This window comes from Specibacter sp. NPDC057265 (assembly GCF_042668835.1).
GTDB lineage: Bacteria > Actinomycetota > Actinomycetes > Actinomycetales > Micrococcaceae > Specibacter.
Genome location: NZ_JBHUYE010000008.1, coordinates 88,045 through 103,975, shown reverse-complemented (window position 1 = coordinate 103,975; position 15,931 = coordinate 88,045). Strand labels below are relative to the sequence as shown.

At 65.6% G+C, this 15,931-nt stretch carries 14 protein-coding genes and 1 tRNA gene; 11 read left to right on the top strand and 4 right to left on the bottom strand.

Going from position 1 to position 15,931, the window contains the following annotated elements:
• From ACFUCV_RS08190 to ACFUCV_RS08180, 3 genes are all read left to right on the top strand, one after another.
• Entirely contained in the window at nucleotides 1-615 is a 615-nt protein-coding gene (locus tag ACFUCV_RS08190; protein WP_380814406.1) for a GNAT family N-acetyltransferase, read from the top strand.
• Nucleotides 616-777: 162 nt separating this feature from the next.
• A complete protein-coding gene (locus tag ACFUCV_RS08185) occupies nucleotides 778-1,584 on the top strand; it encodes a hypothetical protein (protein ID WP_380814403.1) in 807 nt (268 codons plus the stop codon).
• Between the two features lie 103 nt (nucleotides 1,585-1,687).
• A tRNA-Ala gene (locus tag ACFUCV_RS08180) sits at nucleotides 1,688-1,763 on the top strand.
• A gap of 416 nt (nucleotides 1,764-2,179) precedes the next feature.
• On the opposite strand, the gene ACFUCV_RS08175 is transcribed toward ACFUCV_RS08180, so the two are convergent.
• On the bottom strand, nucleotides 2,180-2,749 hold the full coding sequence (locus ACFUCV_RS08175) for a dihydrofolate reductase family protein (protein ID WP_380814400.1): 570 nt from the start codon (nucleotides 2,747-2,749) through the stop codon (nucleotides 2,180-2,182).
• A gap of 324 nt (nucleotides 2,750-3,073) precedes the next feature.
• Here ACFUCV_RS08175 and ACFUCV_RS08170 point away from each other — a divergent pair, with 324 nt between their 5' ends.
• From ACFUCV_RS08170 to ACFUCV_RS08135, 8 genes are all read left to right on the top strand, one after another.
• The gene (locus tag ACFUCV_RS08170) at nucleotides 3,074-3,847 is read left to right on the top strand and encodes an AraC family transcriptional regulator (protein WP_380814398.1); all 774 of its coding nucleotides are present in this window, start codon (nucleotides 3,074-3,076) and stop codon (nucleotides 3,845-3,847) included.
• 267 nt (nucleotides 3,848-4,114) lie between these two features.
• Nucleotides 4,115-5,137, top strand: a complete 1,023-nt coding sequence (locus ACFUCV_RS08165; protein ID WP_380814395.1) for an iron-siderophore ABC transporter substrate-binding protein — start codon at nucleotides 4,115-4,117, stop codon at nucleotides 5,135-5,137.
• Between the two features lie 19 nt (nucleotides 5,138-5,156).
• The gene (locus ACFUCV_RS08160) at nucleotides 5,157-6,200 is read left to right on the top strand and encodes a FecCD family ABC transporter permease (RefSeq protein WP_380814392.1); all 1,044 of its coding nucleotides are present in this window, start codon (nucleotides 5,157-5,159) and stop codon (nucleotides 6,198-6,200) included.
• A gap of 38 nt (nucleotides 6,201-6,238) precedes the next feature.
• Entirely contained in the window at nucleotides 6,239-7,276 is a 1,038-nt protein-coding gene (locus tag ACFUCV_RS08155) for a FecCD family ABC transporter permease (RefSeq protein WP_380814496.1), read from the top strand.
• Nucleotides 7,276-8,106 (top strand): ABC transporter ATP-binding protein, encoded by an 831-nt coding sequence (locus tag ACFUCV_RS08150; RefSeq protein ID WP_380814391.1) that lies wholly within the window; start codon nucleotides 7,276-7,278, stop codon nucleotides 8,104-8,106. The genes ACFUCV_RS08155 and ACFUCV_RS08150 overlap by 1 nt, the downstream gene beginning before the upstream one ends.
• Nucleotides 8,107-8,181: 75 nt before the next feature.
• Nucleotides 8,182-9,768, top strand: a complete 1,587-nt coding sequence (locus ACFUCV_RS08145) for an ABC-F family ATP-binding cassette domain-containing protein (protein WP_380814389.1) — start codon at nucleotides 8,182-8,184, stop codon at nucleotides 9,766-9,768.
• Nucleotides 9,769-9,874: 106 nt separating this feature from the next.
• Entirely contained in the window at nucleotides 9,875-11,815 is a 1,941-nt protein-coding gene (locus tag ACFUCV_RS08140; RefSeq protein WP_380814387.1) for a penicillin-binding transpeptidase domain-containing protein, read from the top strand.
• A 3-nt stretch (nucleotides 11,816-11,818) separates the two neighbouring features.
• Nucleotides 11,819-12,493 (top strand): NUDIX domain-containing protein, encoded by a 675-nt coding sequence (locus tag ACFUCV_RS08135; RefSeq protein ID WP_380814385.1) that lies wholly within the window; start codon nucleotides 11,819-11,821, stop codon nucleotides 12,491-12,493.
• Here ACFUCV_RS08135 and ACFUCV_RS08130 read toward each other — a convergent pair.
• From ACFUCV_RS08130 to ACFUCV_RS08120, 3 genes are read right to left on the bottom strand one after another with little or no spacing between them, the layout of a single operon-like run.
• Nucleotides 12,490-14,148, bottom strand: coding sequence for a carboxyltransferase domain-containing protein (locus ACFUCV_RS08130; RefSeq protein WP_380814382.1), 1,659 nt, complete (start codon nucleotides 14,146-14,148; stop codon nucleotides 12,490-12,492). The two genes, ACFUCV_RS08135 and ACFUCV_RS08130, sit on opposite strands and share 4 nt — an antisense overlap.
• The gene (locus ACFUCV_RS08125; RefSeq protein WP_380814380.1) at nucleotides 14,149-14,907 is read right to left on the bottom strand and encodes a LamB/YcsF family protein; all 759 of its coding nucleotides are present in this window, start codon (nucleotides 14,905-14,907) and stop codon (nucleotides 14,149-14,151) included. It lies immediately after the preceding gene.
• A gap of 1 nt (nucleotide 14,908) precedes the next feature.
• On the bottom strand, nucleotides 14,909-15,904 hold the full coding sequence (locus tag ACFUCV_RS08120) for a malate dehydrogenase (RefSeq protein WP_380814377.1): 996 nt from the start codon (nucleotides 15,902-15,904) through the stop codon (nucleotides 14,909-14,911).
• Nucleotides 15,905-15,931: the final 27 nt, after the last annotated feature.

Genomic DNA, 15,931 nt, shown 5'->3' with positions numbered 1-15,931 from the left:
GTGTGGGGGCAAACCATCTGGCCGGTGAGCCTGGAGTGCGGTGATTTGGCCCTGCGTCCCATCAAAATGCGGGACAAGGGACAGTGGACGCAGGTGCGGGCCCGGAATGCTCAGTGGTTGCAGCCTTGGGAGGCCAGCAACCCTGCTGGGCAAGGGGACTTGCCCAGCTTTGGCGGCATGGTGCGGGCCCTGCACCAACAGGCCCGGGACGGTTCGGCGCTGCCGTTCATCATCACCGAACGTGTGGCGTCGGAAGCGAAACCCGCCATTGTGGGTCAGCTGACGGTTTCCTCCATCACTTGGGGCTCCTCCATGTCAGCCACACTGGGCTATTGGGTGGATCAAAGTCGGGCCGGGCGTGGCATTGCGCCCACAGCGGTGGCCATGGCGACTGATTTGTGCTTCAGTCGGCTGGGTTTGCACCGGATGGAAATCAATGTCAGGCCCGAAAATTCTCCCAGCCTGCGCGTGGTGGAAAAACTGGGGTTCCGGGATGAAGGCCTGCGGCAACGCTTTTTGCACATCAATGGAGCCTGGGCCGACCATCGCAGCTTTGCTTTGACCGCCGAGGAAGTTCCCGAAGGTCTGCTGCCGCGCTGGCTTGCCCGCCGGTAGTTCAAGCCCACTGCAAGACGGCTGTCATGGGAGGTAATTATCCCCTTGCTCAACGACACACCGGCAGTAATGCCGCACAAGGAATGTTTCCCCTTTAGGGTTGAAACGTGGCAGGACGACAGTTGCCAGTTCCGCCAAATTCAGCAGTTGCAGGAGACGTCAATGGATAGCAGCACCTCCGACGCCCACGAGCCCGTGGAGCCGGGACCTTCAACGGCCGTGCCCTCGGCAACTGAGAAAACCCTGGTCATCCGCTGGGGCCGGACATTCATTGCCCTGGCCGGTTTACTGGCCCTGCTGACAGCGGGGATCTCCGGGGCCCTCAGCGTCTTTTCCCTAGGCTCGGCGACCGTGGCCTGGACCGCTTTGGCAGTGTTTGTTGCAGTGGTTCTGGGGCTGCGAACCATGGCAATGAGGGAACAGGCTGCCAGAAACGCCAAGCGCAGCCAACAACGGGCTGCTGCCCGGCAGGCGGGCCGTGATGTGGCTGTGAACCGGGTGGAACCGAAGGAGACGGCGCTCTTTGACCGGGCCGAAGGCGCCGAGCCGGCACCTGCTCAAAAGCCGTTGACGGCCGCCGAGCTGCGTGCCGCTGCGCTGCGCGTTGCGGCGAAGGGCACTGCCGAGGCAAAAATTGCCCACACGCAAACCTTGGCGGAGGGCGATTTGGGCCTGGAGCCTTGGCTGCCCGTGGAAGTGCCCGTTCCCGGCTATGTGACTGCCAACCGCGCCCTGAGTTTGGAGAAGCCGTTGGTTCTGCCGGAAGCGCCGAAGTCGGCCGGAACCTCCATTAAGGCCGATCAGGCCGGCGTTGGGGTTGCAGGAGAGCAGGAAGGCATTGTTGCCGTGGTTGACACTCCGGTCATTGCCGCCGAAAAGGCCGCCAAGAAGGAGCAAACTGCAGCTTCGGAGCGCGGCACCTTGGCGCTGAGCAATCTTGATGATGTGCTGCAACGCCGCAGGGCCTAGATTTTTTGCAGTGGCCGGGTCCCTTGGGCCCGGCCTTTTGTTTGCCAAGTGGCATTGCAGGCAGCGGCGCATTATTGTTGAAGGTGGGTCAAGTTTTACGCCCGGGGCTATGGCGCAGTTGGTAGCGCGCTTCGTTCGCATCGAAGAGGTCAGGAGTTCGAATCTCCTTAGCTCCACCAAAATACCCCTCTGGGCTGCGGAAACGCTGGGTTGGAGGGGTTTTTGTTTGCCCCAAAATGCCCCAACGACACGGAAACGACATGCTTTAGGCCAAAACACGATGGGATTTGGGGCTCGTTGTGTCGTGGAATAGTGGCGTTGGCGGCACCAGTTCCAGTTGCGCAGCAGCTTGCTGCGCAACTGGCTCCTTAGCCCAGGATCGGGCGAAAGTAGCCAGGAAGGTTTCACAGCGGACAGTCATTCAGAGCTCCCTCTTTAGAGGCCGGGCCCAGAATAGGGTGGTGGTGCTGTGATGCCGACGGCGCCGGCAGGGGCTTCCCGCCACAGCCTGCTGTCACCCGTGCCACGTGGAAATTGGGTTGTCCGGCGTGCCCTGGCTGGAACTTTCCCGTTGTTGAGGTCATGGGACCGCATATCAATCCGCCGCCCGCACGGGGCGGTAGCTTAGGGCAACAGCGCCTGAGCGGAACTCACGCCGATCCACGAGCTTGAGTTGGATGCGTTCGTGCAGACCGGCCAGCAAGGTGGGGCCGTGCCCGGCGAGTACCGGCTGCACCAGAAACTCGTACTCGTCGATCAAACCCAAATCAGCCAGTGCCAACGGCAGCGTCACACCACCAACCCACAGTCCCTCCCCGGGCTCCTGCTTGAGCCGTTGAACCGCCTCTCCCAAGTCGTCGCGCACCAGCTCGGCATTCCAAACAACCTTGGAAAGCGTGCCCGACACGACGTACTTCTTCGCCTGGTCGATGGCCTCGGCGAACGGGATCTTCCACGGGTCCATCCAGTCAGGCCAGGTGCCGATGGCCGGCTTTTGCCATGCAGACTCCATCATCTGGTACGTCACCCGGCCAAAGAGCAGGGCATCGGCCCGCTCCATCTCAGCGGTCCAGTAGCGCATCGACTCCTCGTCCGGGGGGAGCCCTGCCTCGTGGTGGCAGCAACCGTCCAGTGTGACATTGATTGAGTATCGAAGTGGTTTCATGGTCTTGACGTCCCTCACTGCGCAGCTTGATTTTAGTGGATCGGCGGTTGGCCAGGCCACCTCGTCGAACGCCCCTTCCGTAGCTTGAGGATAATCAGTCCCGCCGCCCAGCGGTAGCCTCCCGGGGCCCTAAAATTTGGCCGGTTCCATACATCGTGACCTGCTTGAAAACCCGTCTTCCCCAGGCCTCGGCTCTAAGAGTGCAAAGGGCGGCTGCATAAAAATCCGGCCGGAATCCCATGGGGCCGCCTCCCGGCAGGGGCAAACCGCGTGGAACAATGACGCCATGGACCTTTTCAACGCCCCGGGCGGGTGGGCCCGCCGGTGACGGGCGTGGATCGCCGGATCCTGCCCAGCTATGCGGCGGATTCCATGGCCGTGCCCTTTGTCATTTCGCGTTTTCATGAGCACATCCAGCAAGACACGCAGTGGGATGACCATTCCCACCCCACCCATGAACTCTTGTGGAACGACTCTGGCGTGTCCCGCGTCACTGCCGCCGCCAGGACCTGGCTCATCACTCCCGTCCTGGGTTTGTGGATGCCGGCCGGCTTTTTGCATGCGGGATCCGCTCCGGCGGGGACCCGCTGCAATTTTTCCCATTTTGGGGTCCGTTCCGTCCCCAGCATTTCTGCGGTGCCCGTTGCGGTGGAGCTCACGCCGCTGCTGCGGCTGTTGTTGGAGCGCCTTGCCGGCGCCACCTTGCCTGCAGGTTCCAGGGCCATTGCGGAAGCGGCCGTCTTGGACGTCCTGAGACCGGCACCCCATGAGGTGTCCCTGCATATTCCGCAGTCCAGGCTGCTGCGTCCCATAGTGGAATCGGTGTCCCGGGACCCCGGCCAGCAACGTTCGGCCGCGGAGTGGGCCCGGGAGCTGCAGGTCAGCCCGCGGACCATAACCCGGGCGTTTCAAGCCGAAACGGGGGCCGGTTTCCTGCAGTGGGTGGCCAAGGTGCGGGCCCAGCGCGCCATTTCCCTGCTGGCGCGGGGAGAAGACCTCGAGGAGGTGGCCGCCCTCCTGGGCTACAGCTCCTCAAGCGCCTTTGGGGCAGCCTTCAAGCGCACCACCGGATTCATTCCGTCCTCATTTCGGCCCTAATACTGAATGTTTTTCTGGCCTAATTAGCTCCACACCAAAAAGCATGCTGTCACTTTGGCGATATTGCCGTCGTATTCGTGTGTTTGCGTCCCGTCCCACGCCACTTTACGATGAATAGGCAAGGCTAACCTAAGTGATGGCGGGGACAGGTGAGTCCCGCAGATGGTGCTGCTTCAGCCCGCATCCAAGCCTTGCCCCTGGCAACTTAATGACACAGCCGTGTCCTATGACCTTTGAGTGGAGACCCTTATGCGCAAGCATCGTTTCATGCTGGCAAAAACCGTTGCCGTTGCGGCCGCCGCCATGTTTACCGTGGCATCCTGCGCCAGCGGCCCCGGCGATGTCCAGGGCGCGCAAAGCGTGCCCGCCGCAGATGCCGCCAGCTACCCGTTGAGCATCGAACATGCCCTGGGCACCACCGTCCTGGAGGCCAAGCCCACCCGCATAGCCACCGTCAACTGGTCCAACCAGGAAGTTCCGCTGGCGTTGGGCGTGGTTCCGGTGGGTATGGCAGCTGCCAACTTCGGCGACGACGACGGCGACGGCATCCTTCCGTGGGTCGAGGAAAAGCTCCAGGAGCTTGGCGGCGAAGCTCCGGTGCTTTTTGATGAAACCGACGGCATTGATTTTGAAGCGGTGGCCGACACTGCCCCCGACGTCATCCTGGCGGCCTACTCGGGGCTGACCCAGGAAGACTATGACACCCTGAGTGAAATTGCCCCGGTGGTCGCCTACCCGGAAGCCGCCTGGGCCACCTCATGGCGTGACAGCATCAAACTCAACTCCCAGGCAATGGGCATGGCCACCGCAGGCGAAGAGCTCATTGCCACACTGGATAAGGACATTGCCGACGGCGTCGCCAAGCACCCTGAGCTGGAAGGGAAATCAGTGATGTTCCTGACCCACGTGGATCCGGCCGACCTCAGCGAGGTCAGCTTCTACACCACCCACGACACCCGCACCGCCTTCTTTGAAGATCTGGGCCTGACAGCGCCAAAATCCGTGGCCAAAGCCTCTGAAGGTGAAGTTTCCTTCTCCGGAACCATCAGCGCCGAGCGCGTGGATGACTTTGACGATGTGGACATCATTGTCACCTACGGCGATGGCGCGCTGGTGCAGACCTTGAAAAATGACCCCCTGCTCTCCAAGATGCCCGCCGTGGCCAACGGCGCCATTGTGGCCCTTGATGGCACCGGGCCGCAGGGGACAGCGGCAAACCCCACACCCCTGGCCCTGTCCTGGGTCTTGAACGACTACCTGGATCTGCTCGGCACAGCGGCCGGCAAGTAGTTCAATCATCACTTCAAAAATGGCCACCGGCACCACAACTGATGGCGCGGACACCGGGACAACCCGGCGCCCGCGCCACAGGCGTCTGCCGGCGCTGCTGGCACTGTTGGCAACGCTGCTCATCCTCTGCGCCCTTTCGCTGTACATAGGCTCCCGCAGTGTGACGCTTCAGGACCTGATGGCGGGCCTGGGCGGGGCAGTGGACAATGTGGCGCAGGCGGCCGTGGTCAAACGCGTGCCCCGCACGGTCCTGGCGCTCCTGGTGGGCGCGGCACTGGGCCTGGCCGGCGCCGTCATGCAGGCCGTGACCCGGAACCCGCTCGCCGACCCCTCCATTTTGGGCGTCAACATGGGGGCCTCGCTGGCAGTGGTGGCGGGCATGGCCTGGTTTGGGCTGAGCACCGCCAATGGTTTTATCTGGGCAGCCATTGCCGGCGCCGCCGTAGCCGCAGTGCTGGTCTACGCCGTGGGCTCGCTGGGACGCGGTGGCGCCACCCCGCTGAAGCTCGCACTGGCAGGAGCTGCCATGTCCGCCGCCTTGGGATCTTTCTTGACGGCCATTGCCCTTCCCCGCGGCGACATTTCCGCCAACATCAGGTCGTGGCAGATTGGCGGGGTGGGGGGAACCACCTTCGAAGCCATTGGACCCATGCTGCCCTTCTTCGCGGTGGGCACCTTGATTTGCCTGCTCTCGGCCCGCAGCCTGAATTCGCTGGCCCTGGGTGATGACGTGGCTGCTGGTTTGGGGGAGAACGTTGCAGCCATCAGGCTCACCGCCGCCCTCGGCGCCGTGACGTTGTGCGGGGCCGCCGTTGCCGTGGCCGGACCCATTGCATTTGTGGGTCTGGTGGTGCCACACGTCTGCAGGCTGCTGGTGGGGGTGGATCAGCGGTGGCTGCTGCCCTTTTCCGCGCTGACCGGCTCGGCGCTGCTGTTGGCCTCGGACATTGTGGGGCGGGTCCTGGCACGCCCGGCAGAGCTCGACGTCGGCATCATCACGGCCGTCATTGGGGCGCCCGTCTTCATAGCCATTGTCCGGCGAGCGAAAGTCCGTGAACTGTGAGCGTTGACCAGGAATTGACGGCACCCAAGAACGGGGGCATGGATCATGGCGCCACCATTGCGGGCATCACCCGTTCCCGGACCCGGCGCCTGCGGGAACGGCGGCTGCTCCTGGCTGTGCTGGTGCTGCTGATCATTGCCAGCTGTGCCGTCTCCCTCATGGTGGGGCAAACAACATACTCCGCCGCCGAGGTGTGGCAGGTCATGCAGGGCCAGGATGTGCCCGGTGCCTCCTTCACCGTGGGCCGGCTCCGCCTCCCACGCACAGTCATGGCCCTGGTGGCGGGACTGAGCTTCGGGATGGCAGGTGTCACCTTCCAAACCATGCTCCGCAACCCCCTGGCCAGTCCGGACATCATCGGCATCAGCTCCGGAGCCAGCGCAGCGGCCGCCTTCGCCATTGTGATGCTGTCATTGAGCGCCACCATGGTCTCCATCTTCGCCATTGTGGCCGGATTGGTGGTGGCGTTCCTGGTTTACGCCCTCTCCTACAAGGGCGGGGCGGCGGGCATCCGGCTCATCCTGATCGGCATTGGCATTTCCGCCATGCTGGAGTCCATGATCAACTACGTCCTCTCACGGGCCGGGCAGTGGGATCTGCAGGAAGCCATGCGGTGGTTGACGGGAAGCCTCAACGGCACCACGTGGACCCAGGTGGTGCCGGCGGTGCTTGCCCTGGCCGTCTTCGCCCCGCTCCTGCTGGCCCAGGGCAAAAACCTGGCCAGCCTGCAGCTTGGCGATGACACCGCCGCAGCCTTGGGGGTCAGGGTTGACCGGGCCAGGCTGACCATGATCATTGCAGCGGTGGCGTTGATTGCCTTCAGCACCGCCGCCGTGGGGCCCATTGCCTTCGTCGCCTTCCTCTCCGGGCCCATTGCCGCCAGGATCCTGGGCCCGCGCGGTTCCCTGCAGATCCCGGCGGCACTGGTGGGTGCCTTGCTGGTGTTGTTGGCGGATTTCAGTGGGCAATACCTTTTCGGCACCCGCTTTCCGGTAGGCGTGGTCACGGGCGTGCTGGGCGCTCCCTTTTTGCTGTATCTCATCATTCGTAGCAACCGCACCGGAGGCGCCCTGTAATGGCCACCCACACTTTCGCCACCCACCAGCTTTCGGCCGGCTACGGCGAACGCGCCGTCATTGAAAAGCTGGATCTGGTGATTCCCCATGGCAAAATCACCACCATCGTGGGCCCCAACGCCTGCGGCAAATCCACCCTGCTGCGCTCAATTTCGCGTTTGCTCACGCCACGGTCGGGGCAGGTCCTGCTCGATGGCAAGCAAGTGCACAAGACACCGGCCAAGGAACTGGCCAAGGTTCTGGGCCTGCTGCCGCAGTCACCCATTGCACCGGAGGGCATCACGGTGGCGGACCTGGTGGGCAGAGGCCGTCAACCCCATCAAGGCATCTTTTCCCGTTGGTCCGCCGCCGATGACCTGGCCGTTGCCGCCGCACTCGATGACACGGACACGGCCCAACTGGCGGACCGGGCCATTGATGAACTGTCCGGCGGGCAGCGTCAGCGGGTCTGGATAGCCATGGCCCTGGCCCAGCAGACCGACATTTTGCTCCTTGATGAACCCACCACCTTTTTGGACGTCAGCCATCAGGTGGAGGTGCTGGATTTGCTGACGGACCTCAACCGCCGCGCGGAGACCACCATTGTGATGGTGCTTCATGATCTGAACATGGCAGCCCGCTACGCCGATCATCTGGTGGCCATGCGTGACGGGCAGATCCGGGCCGAAGGGACGCCTGAGGACATTCTCAGCGAAGCGGTGATTCGTGATGTCTTTGGCTTGGAATCGAAAGTCATCACCGACCCCACCACCAACAAGCCCCTGATGCTGCCGCTGGGCCGCCACCACATGGCGGGCCCCCGGACCACCGCCGCAAACTCCCTGGCCTGAGGGCAGGAGCCCGCCGACTACAGTGGTGGTGGGTGCTTTGCGTGCCCGTTCCCAGCTGCAAAGGACCACCCCGCCATGAGTTTGATCCGCCTCAATGATGTTTCCGTGCGCTTTGAGAAGGCCCAGGTGCTGCGGGAAGTCTTTTTCAAGCTCGAGGCAGGGGACCGGGTGGGCATGATTGGCCGCAACGGCTCCGGAAAGTCCACCCTGCTGAAGCTGGTGATGGACCAAATTGAGCCTGACGCCGGCACCGTGGCGGTGGAGCTGGGCACCAGGATCGGCTATTTTTCCCAGTTTTCCGAACTCAATGGCGCCGCCACCATCATGGACGTGCTGCAGGGCGTCTTTGCGCACGTGCAGGAGCTGGAGAAGGAACTGGCGGACATCGATGCCGCCCTGGCCGCGGATCCAACTGCATCCCAAATGGACACCATGATCCACCGGCAGTCGGAGCTTTTCGCGGACATGGACCGCCTGGATGGCTGGGACTACCAGCGCTCCATTGACAAGGTCCTCACCACGCTGGGCTTCAATGCGGCCCACCGGGTGTGCCCCATCGATGACCTCTCCGGCGGTTGGCGCAACCGGGCCGCGCTGGCCAAAATCCTGCTTCAAGCCCCGGACGTGCTGCTGCTGGATGAGCCCACCAACTATCTTGACGTGGCCGGCGTCGAATGGTTGGAGGGCTGGTTTAAGAACTTCCGCGGCGCAGCCATCATCGTCTCCCACGACCGCAGGTTCCTGGACGCAGTGGTCACCCGCATTGTGGAGCTGGAGAACTACCACCTGCATGAGTACCCCGGCAATTTTGCCGACTACGTGAATGCCAAGGCGTTCCGGCTTAAAACCCTGGAAAGCCAGTTCGTGCATGAGTCCGAACTCCTGGCCTTCGAGGCCGAAGGCATCTCGGACCGCCGCGCCGCTGCCAAGGCGGCCTCCAAGGGACTGGATGCGAAACTTTCCAAGATCAAAAAATCCCGTGCACCGCGTCCGGTGGATAAGATCATCACCGAAATTTATGCCGGCCTGCATGTCAAGGACGTGCTGTGCCGGGTGGAATCGCTGGGCAAGTCCTACGGGGACCGGACCCTGTTCAGTGACCTCAGCTTTGAGATCCGCCGGGGAAACCGGATTGTGGTGCTGGGCTCCAACGGCTCCGGCAAGTCCACACTGCTGCGCGCCCTGACCGGGGAGGAGCCGGCGGATTCCGGCTACGTCACCTGGGCCAAGGGCGGTGGGCTGATTTCCTACAACCAGGTGCTGGCCGAGTTGGATCCCGAGGACACCGTCACCCACGCCGTCAACGCCATGCCCGACAGCCTGGCCCTGACCGCCACCAAAAAATCCGTCAACCGCTTCCTGGCCATGTTCCAGTTCTCCGAGGCCGAGCTGAAGCAGCGCATCGGTGCGCTCTCCGGTGGCCAACGGGCCCGCGTGGCCATGGCGCAGTGCCTGCTGTCCGGGGCCTCCGTGCTGGTGTTGGATGAGCCCACCAACCACCTGGACATGTCCAGCACCCAGGTCATGGAACGGGCCCTGCTGCACTTCCCCGGCGCGGTTCTGGTGGTCAGCCACGACAGGTTCTTCACCGACAAGATCGCCAACCGCAAGCTGGTCTTCAACCCCGGGACGCCCGGCCGGATAAGCGTGCACGGGGCGTAAGGGCGCTGGCGCACCCTTGGGTCAAGGGTGCGCCACACCGGCGTGATTTGCTTGCCGGTGCATGCGGCGCAGGTAGTCTGAGGGGCAACCCAACGTCAGGAATTCCATGCTCCGTCGCCTTGCCGCCCTGCTGCTCGTCTGCTGCCTTGCCGTGGGAGGGGCCGGCTGTTCAGCGCCCGACGACGGCACCTCCACCGCGAATGCCCTCGCCACCGCCTTGAGCACCCACACCGTGGGGGATGTGGTCTTCGACGTCCCCGCGCAGGAGGTGCAAAGGGAACTGACGGAGCTGGCCCAGGGCATTGATCCGCTCTGGCCCACCGTAAGCGTCACCGGCGTCGAGCTGGCCGAAGACAGCGCCAGGGTTTCCCTGAACTACTCCTGGAACCTCCCCGACCAGGCACAGCCGTGGAGCTACGCCACGGGAGCTGACATGCAGCGCACCGGGAACAGCTGGACAGTAGCCTGGTCACCCCAAATGATCCAGCCGCAATTGGCGGCGGGCGAACGGCTGAACATCAGCACCACACCGGCCAAACGCGCCGACATCCTGTCCGCCGACGGTGCGGCCATTGTCAAGGACCGGCCCGTGCGGGTGGTGGGGATCAACAAGGAAGGGCTCAGCGAAGCGGAAGTGGAGGCCTCCGCCAAAGCCCTGGCAGCGGTGCTGGAGCTCGATGAAGCCGCATACCTGGCCAAGGTCAAAGCTTACGGTCCGGTGGCATTCGTCGACGCCATCACCTTGCGTGAGGAGGTCTTCGCGGCCCTGGACCAGACAAGGATTGCTCCCATCCAGGGTGTGCTGGCCACGGCGGACACGCTTTCTTTGGCACCTTCCCGCACCTTTGCCCAGGCCATTCTGGGTGATGTGCGCGAGGCGACGGCCGAAGACATTGAAAAGTCGGACGGAAAAATCAGTGCCGGCCAAATGGTGCCCGCCGGGGGACTGCAGGCAGCTATGGACGGGCAGCTGGCCGGCACCCCGGGGCTGACGGTGAGCGCCGTCGCCGCAGAGGAGACCGGCACCACCACCGCTGCACCCACCCCCGGCGCCACGGCCGCATCCCAAGCAGCCGAGGCACCAACACCGGCGCGGGTGCTTTTTGAAGTCGACCCCGTGGACGGCAAGGATGTCACCACCACGCTGGACCAGGGGCTGCAGGACGCCGCCGAACAGGCCCTGTCCCAGGTGGACCCGCCCAGTTCAATTGTTCTCATGCGCCCCTCCAGCGGGGCCATTCTGGCCGCCGCCAACGGGCCCGGCAGTGCCGGGTACAACACGGCCTTCCTGGGCCAGTATGCGCCCGGGTCCACCTTTAAGGTCGCCACCTCCCTGGCTCTGCTGCGGCTGGGGATGACACCGCATACCCCCGTCCCCTGCACCACTGAAGTCATTGCCGCCGGGAAGAAGTTCCTCAACGCACCGGGCTACCCGGCCGAGGCCACCGGGGATGTGCCGCTGACCACCGCCGTTGCAAAGTCCTGCAACACCGCCTTCGTCTCACAGTTTGAAAAACTGCCGCAGGAGCAGCTGGCCGACGCCGCAGCTGCCCTGGGCATTGGCATGGAAAACGATCTGGGACTTGATGCCTACATGGGCCAGGTGCCGCGTAATTCGGCAGGCACCGAACATGCCGCCTCCATGATTGGACAGGGCAAGGTCCAGGTCTCGCCCCTGGCCATGGCCACCTTGATGTCCACCGTGGTGAAGGGTTCCCCGGCGGCACCGGTGCTCATCAAGGACCGCGACGGCAAAGCCAAAGCTGCCGCCGGCGCCCCCCTCACGGCCAAGGAATCCGCAGATTTAACCACCATGATGCGGGCAGTGGTCACCGACGGCTATCTGACCACCCTGGCCGGGCTGCCCGGTTCCCTGGGCAAGACCGGCACCGCCGAATACGGCAATGAGACCCCGCCCCGCACCCACTCATGGGTCATTGCCGCCCAGGGCGACCTGGCCGTGGCCGTCTTTGTTGAAGACGGCGACCTGGGTGCTGTGACGGCGGGCCCCATCGCCAAGGCCGTGCTGACGGCCGCCGCGGGTTAGGCCGTGCTGGCTCCGTTGGAGGACGCCTGCACGGTGGTCCTGCTGCGCGACGGGAGCGCCGGGCTGGAAACGCTGCTGCTGGAACGCCCCCATTTCAGCCGCGCCTTCGCCGGCGCGTGGGTGTTTCCCGGCGGAAAGGTGGATCCTGCGGACCGGACGGCTGCCGACGGGACCGGGCTGGATGACCTGGCCGCGGCGCAGCGGGCCGGACTGCGGGAACTTTTTGAGGAAACCGGGCAGCGCCTGGAACCGGGGGAGCTGGTGTTCCTGTCCCAGTGGACGCCGCTGCAGGACATTCCGCGCCGCTTCCGCACCTGGCACATGCTGGCCGCCGCCACCACCGGGGAGGTGGTGCTGAACCCGGCCGAACATGTGGGCCTGCTCTGGATCACCCCCGCGCAGGCACTGGCCCGCCACGCCCGGGGCGGGTTGACGCTGATCCCGCCCACCTGGGTCACCCTGCATCATCTGGCCGCCATGGATTCCACGGCCCAGGCGCTGGCCAGGGCGCGTGCGGCCACGCCCTTCAGCTACCAGACCCGGCTGCTGGGGGACCGCGGGCTCATCTGGCGCGGGGACGAGGCCTACCCGGACCCTGCGGGGGCTGCCGGGAACGGTGCCCGCCATCGCCTGCTCACCGCCACGCTGCCGTGGGTGTTTGAGTCCACCGGTTTTTAGCCCAGCGCTGCAAAGCGGACGGCTGCGCCAGGGGCCAGGGCAGCGGCCTTGGCCAGGTCCTCGGCAACCACCACCCCCAGCACCGGGTAGCCGCCGGTCACGGGATGATCTGCCAGGAACACCACCGGCAGGCCCGACGGCGGCACCTGAATGGAGCCCTCGAGGATCCCTTCGCTGGGAAGTTCCAGGCCCCGGTGCGCGGCGGTCCGGGCCAAGGGCTGCCCGCTCCCGCCTGCGGGGCTCCTGCCTGCAGGACCGGGCAGTTGCAGGCGCAGCCCAATGCGGTTCGACTGCACACCCACGTGCCAGTTTTGCTGCCCAAAAGCGGACAACGACCCCGCAGTGAACCAGTCGCCGCGGGGCCCGGAGGTGAACCTTAAAAGAGTTGCTTCCGCCAGGGACGCGGCAGCGGCCGGGGCTGGTTCCGGGAACCCCACCGGCCCCACGGCTGTGGTGCCTCCGGTGGGCAGGAACGTTCCCGCGCCCACAACCGGCGGACCCAGCCCGGACAGCACATCCGTGGCACGGCTGCCCAACACCGGGGGCACGGCCACACCTCCGCGCACTGCCACGATGCTGCGCAGTCCGGGATGCGGCGGCAATGCCTCAACGCTGAGGACCGCCCCGTCCGGCAGCAGGAAGGGGGCATTGAGGGGCGCGCCGTAGGGCTCCGTGGTGCCGCGGTCAATGATCAAGCGCAGTGAAGTTCCGGCGACGGCGAGCAACTGGGTGCCCCGCGCCCGCACCCGCAGCCCGCCCAGCACAAGTTCCAGCCCGGCCGCACCGGGGCTGCGGCCCCGTGCGGGCGCATTGCCCACCATCCTGTTCGCGCGGCGCAGCGCCGGCCGGTCCAGGGCCCCCGATCCCGTCACCCCCAGGTGGGCATGGCCGGGACGGCCCAGATCCTGCACGGTGCTAAAGACCCCCGGCGCCAGGATTTCCAGCCCGGAGCGGTTCTGCGTTCCGGAGGTGCCCGGTGCGGCCGCTGTGCCCCCGGCGCAAGATTCCTTCGAAGCCGCACCAAGGTGCACTAGTTCCCGGACGGCCTTGAAGCGTACCTTGTCCCCGGGCTGGATCAGGGCCGGCTGTGCCCGGCCAGGGTCCCAGAGCGGGTCGGCGCAGCGTCCCAGCAGCTGCCAGCCGCCGGGGGTGGAACTGGGATAAATGGCGGAAAATTCGCCGCCCACCGCCACGGACCCGGCCGGCACCACCGTGCGCGGGACGGCCTGGCGGGGAATGTTCAAGGCCCGCTCCGACGGTGCGAGGTACATGAAGCCCGGCGCGAAGCCGCCAAAGGCCGCCACCCACTCCTGCCCGGCATGCCAACGGACCAGGGCATCGGCACCGAGGCCGGCCAGCTGCGCCGCATGGGCAAGGTCGGCGCCGTCGTACACGGTGTCGAGGCTGTGCCGGGCGCCCCTGACGGGTGCACCTCGGACGGGCCCGGGGCGGGACAGAACCGCCCGGGCCTGTTGCGCCGAGGCCGGCGAGTCGCAGCGGACCAAAACGGTGCGTGCCGCGGCCACCACGTCCAGCACCCCGGGCAGGCGCCGTTCCCGCAGCAGGGAGGCACTGTCCATGACCGCTGCCAGGGAATCCAGTTCCATTAGAAAGGAGCAGCCACCCAGGGGATGGAAACGCCCATGCCGGCCCATTCAGGCAAAACTGTTGATGGACACGCCGGCATCCTCCAACGCTTTGCGGACAGCTGCAGCCAGGGCGAGGGCGCCGGGCGTGTCCCCGTGCAGGCACAGGCTTTGCGCCGTCAGGGGAATGCGGCTGCCGTCAACGGCGGTGACCCGGTGCTCCACGGCGAGGTCCAGGGCCTGCGCCACGACGGCGCCGGGATCATGCAGCACCGCCCCGGGCCGGCTGCGGGGAACCAGCGTGCCGTCCGGGTTGTAGGCACGGTCGGCGAAGGCTTCGCCCACCACCTTCAGTCCGGCGGCCAGACCCAGACGCATCACTTCCGACCCCGGCGCCACCAGCAGCGCCAAGGCGGGGTCCAGGGCAAGCACGGCGTCCACCACCGCCTGCGCCTGCCCCGTGTGGTGCGCCATGGCGTTGTACAGGGCGCCGTGCGGCTTGACGTAGCGCACGCCGGTGCCGTACGCCCGGGCCATGGCCTGCAAGGCGCCCACCTGGTAAATGATCTCGTGCCGCAGCTCGGCGGGATCCACATCGAGGAAGCGGCGGCCAAAACCGGCCAAGTCCCGGTACCCGGGGTGCGCGCCAACACTGACCCCTGCCGCTGCTGCGGCGGCGCAGCTGCGCGCCATGGCGGCGGGGTCGCCGGCATGAAAACCGCAGGCAATATTGGCGCTGCTCAGGTGCTCCATGAGGGCTGGATCGTCCCCGAGCCGCCACTGGCCAAAAGACTCGCCAACGTCGGCATTGAGGTCAATGGCCGGCATTTCAGAGCAGGCCCAGGGCGGCGACGGCGTCGCGTTCGGCGAGCAGTTCGGCCACCGAGGCGTCAATGCGGCTGCGTGAGAACGCATCAAGCTCCAGGCCCGGAACAATGGTGTAGTTCCCAGCATGGGTGGACACGGGGAAGGAGCTGACCAATCCGGCCGGCACGCCGTAGGAACCGTCGGAGGGCACCGCCATGCTGGTCCAGTCGCCCTCCGGGGTGCCCTGGACCCACAGGCGGACATGTTCGACGGCGGCATTGGCGGCCGACGCCGCGGAGGAGCCGCCCCGCACGGCAATGATCCGGGCGCCACGGTTGGCCACGGCGGGAATGAAGTCCTCCGCCACCCAGCTGTGATCCACGAGGGAGGTGGCAGGTGCCCCGCCCACCGTTGCATGGGTCAGATCCGGGTATTGGGAGGCGGAGTGGTTGCCCCAAATGGCCATGCGCCTGATGTCCGTGACGGGGCTGGCGGTCTTGGCGGCCAGCTGGGCCACGGCCCTGTCATGGTCCAGCCGGGTCATGGCCGTGAAGCGGGAGGCCGGGATGTCGGGGGCATGCGAGGCGGCAATGAGGGCGTTGGTGTTGGCCGGGTTGCCCACCACCACCACCTTGACGTCGTCGGCCGCGCCGTTGTTCAGGGCCTGGCCCTGGGCAGAGAAGATGCTGCCGTTGGCGTTGAGCAGATCGGCCCGCTCCATTCCCGGCCCGCGGGGGCGTGCGCCCACCAGCATGGCAATGTTGGCGCCGTCGAACGCCGGCAGGGGATTGTCAAAGACCTCAATGCCTGCCACAAGCGGGAAGGCACAGTCCAACAGCTCCATGACGGTGCCCTCAGCCGCCTGGGCCGCCTGCGGGATTTCCAGCAGCCGCAACTTGATGGGCACCTCCGGACCCAACAGGGCGCCGGAAGCGATGCGGAACAGCAGGGCGTAGCCAATTTGGCCGGCGGCCCCGGTGACCGTGACAGTGACGGGGGTGCGCGCATGTGCGTTCATGGTGCCAGTCTAGCCACGGCGGCCGCC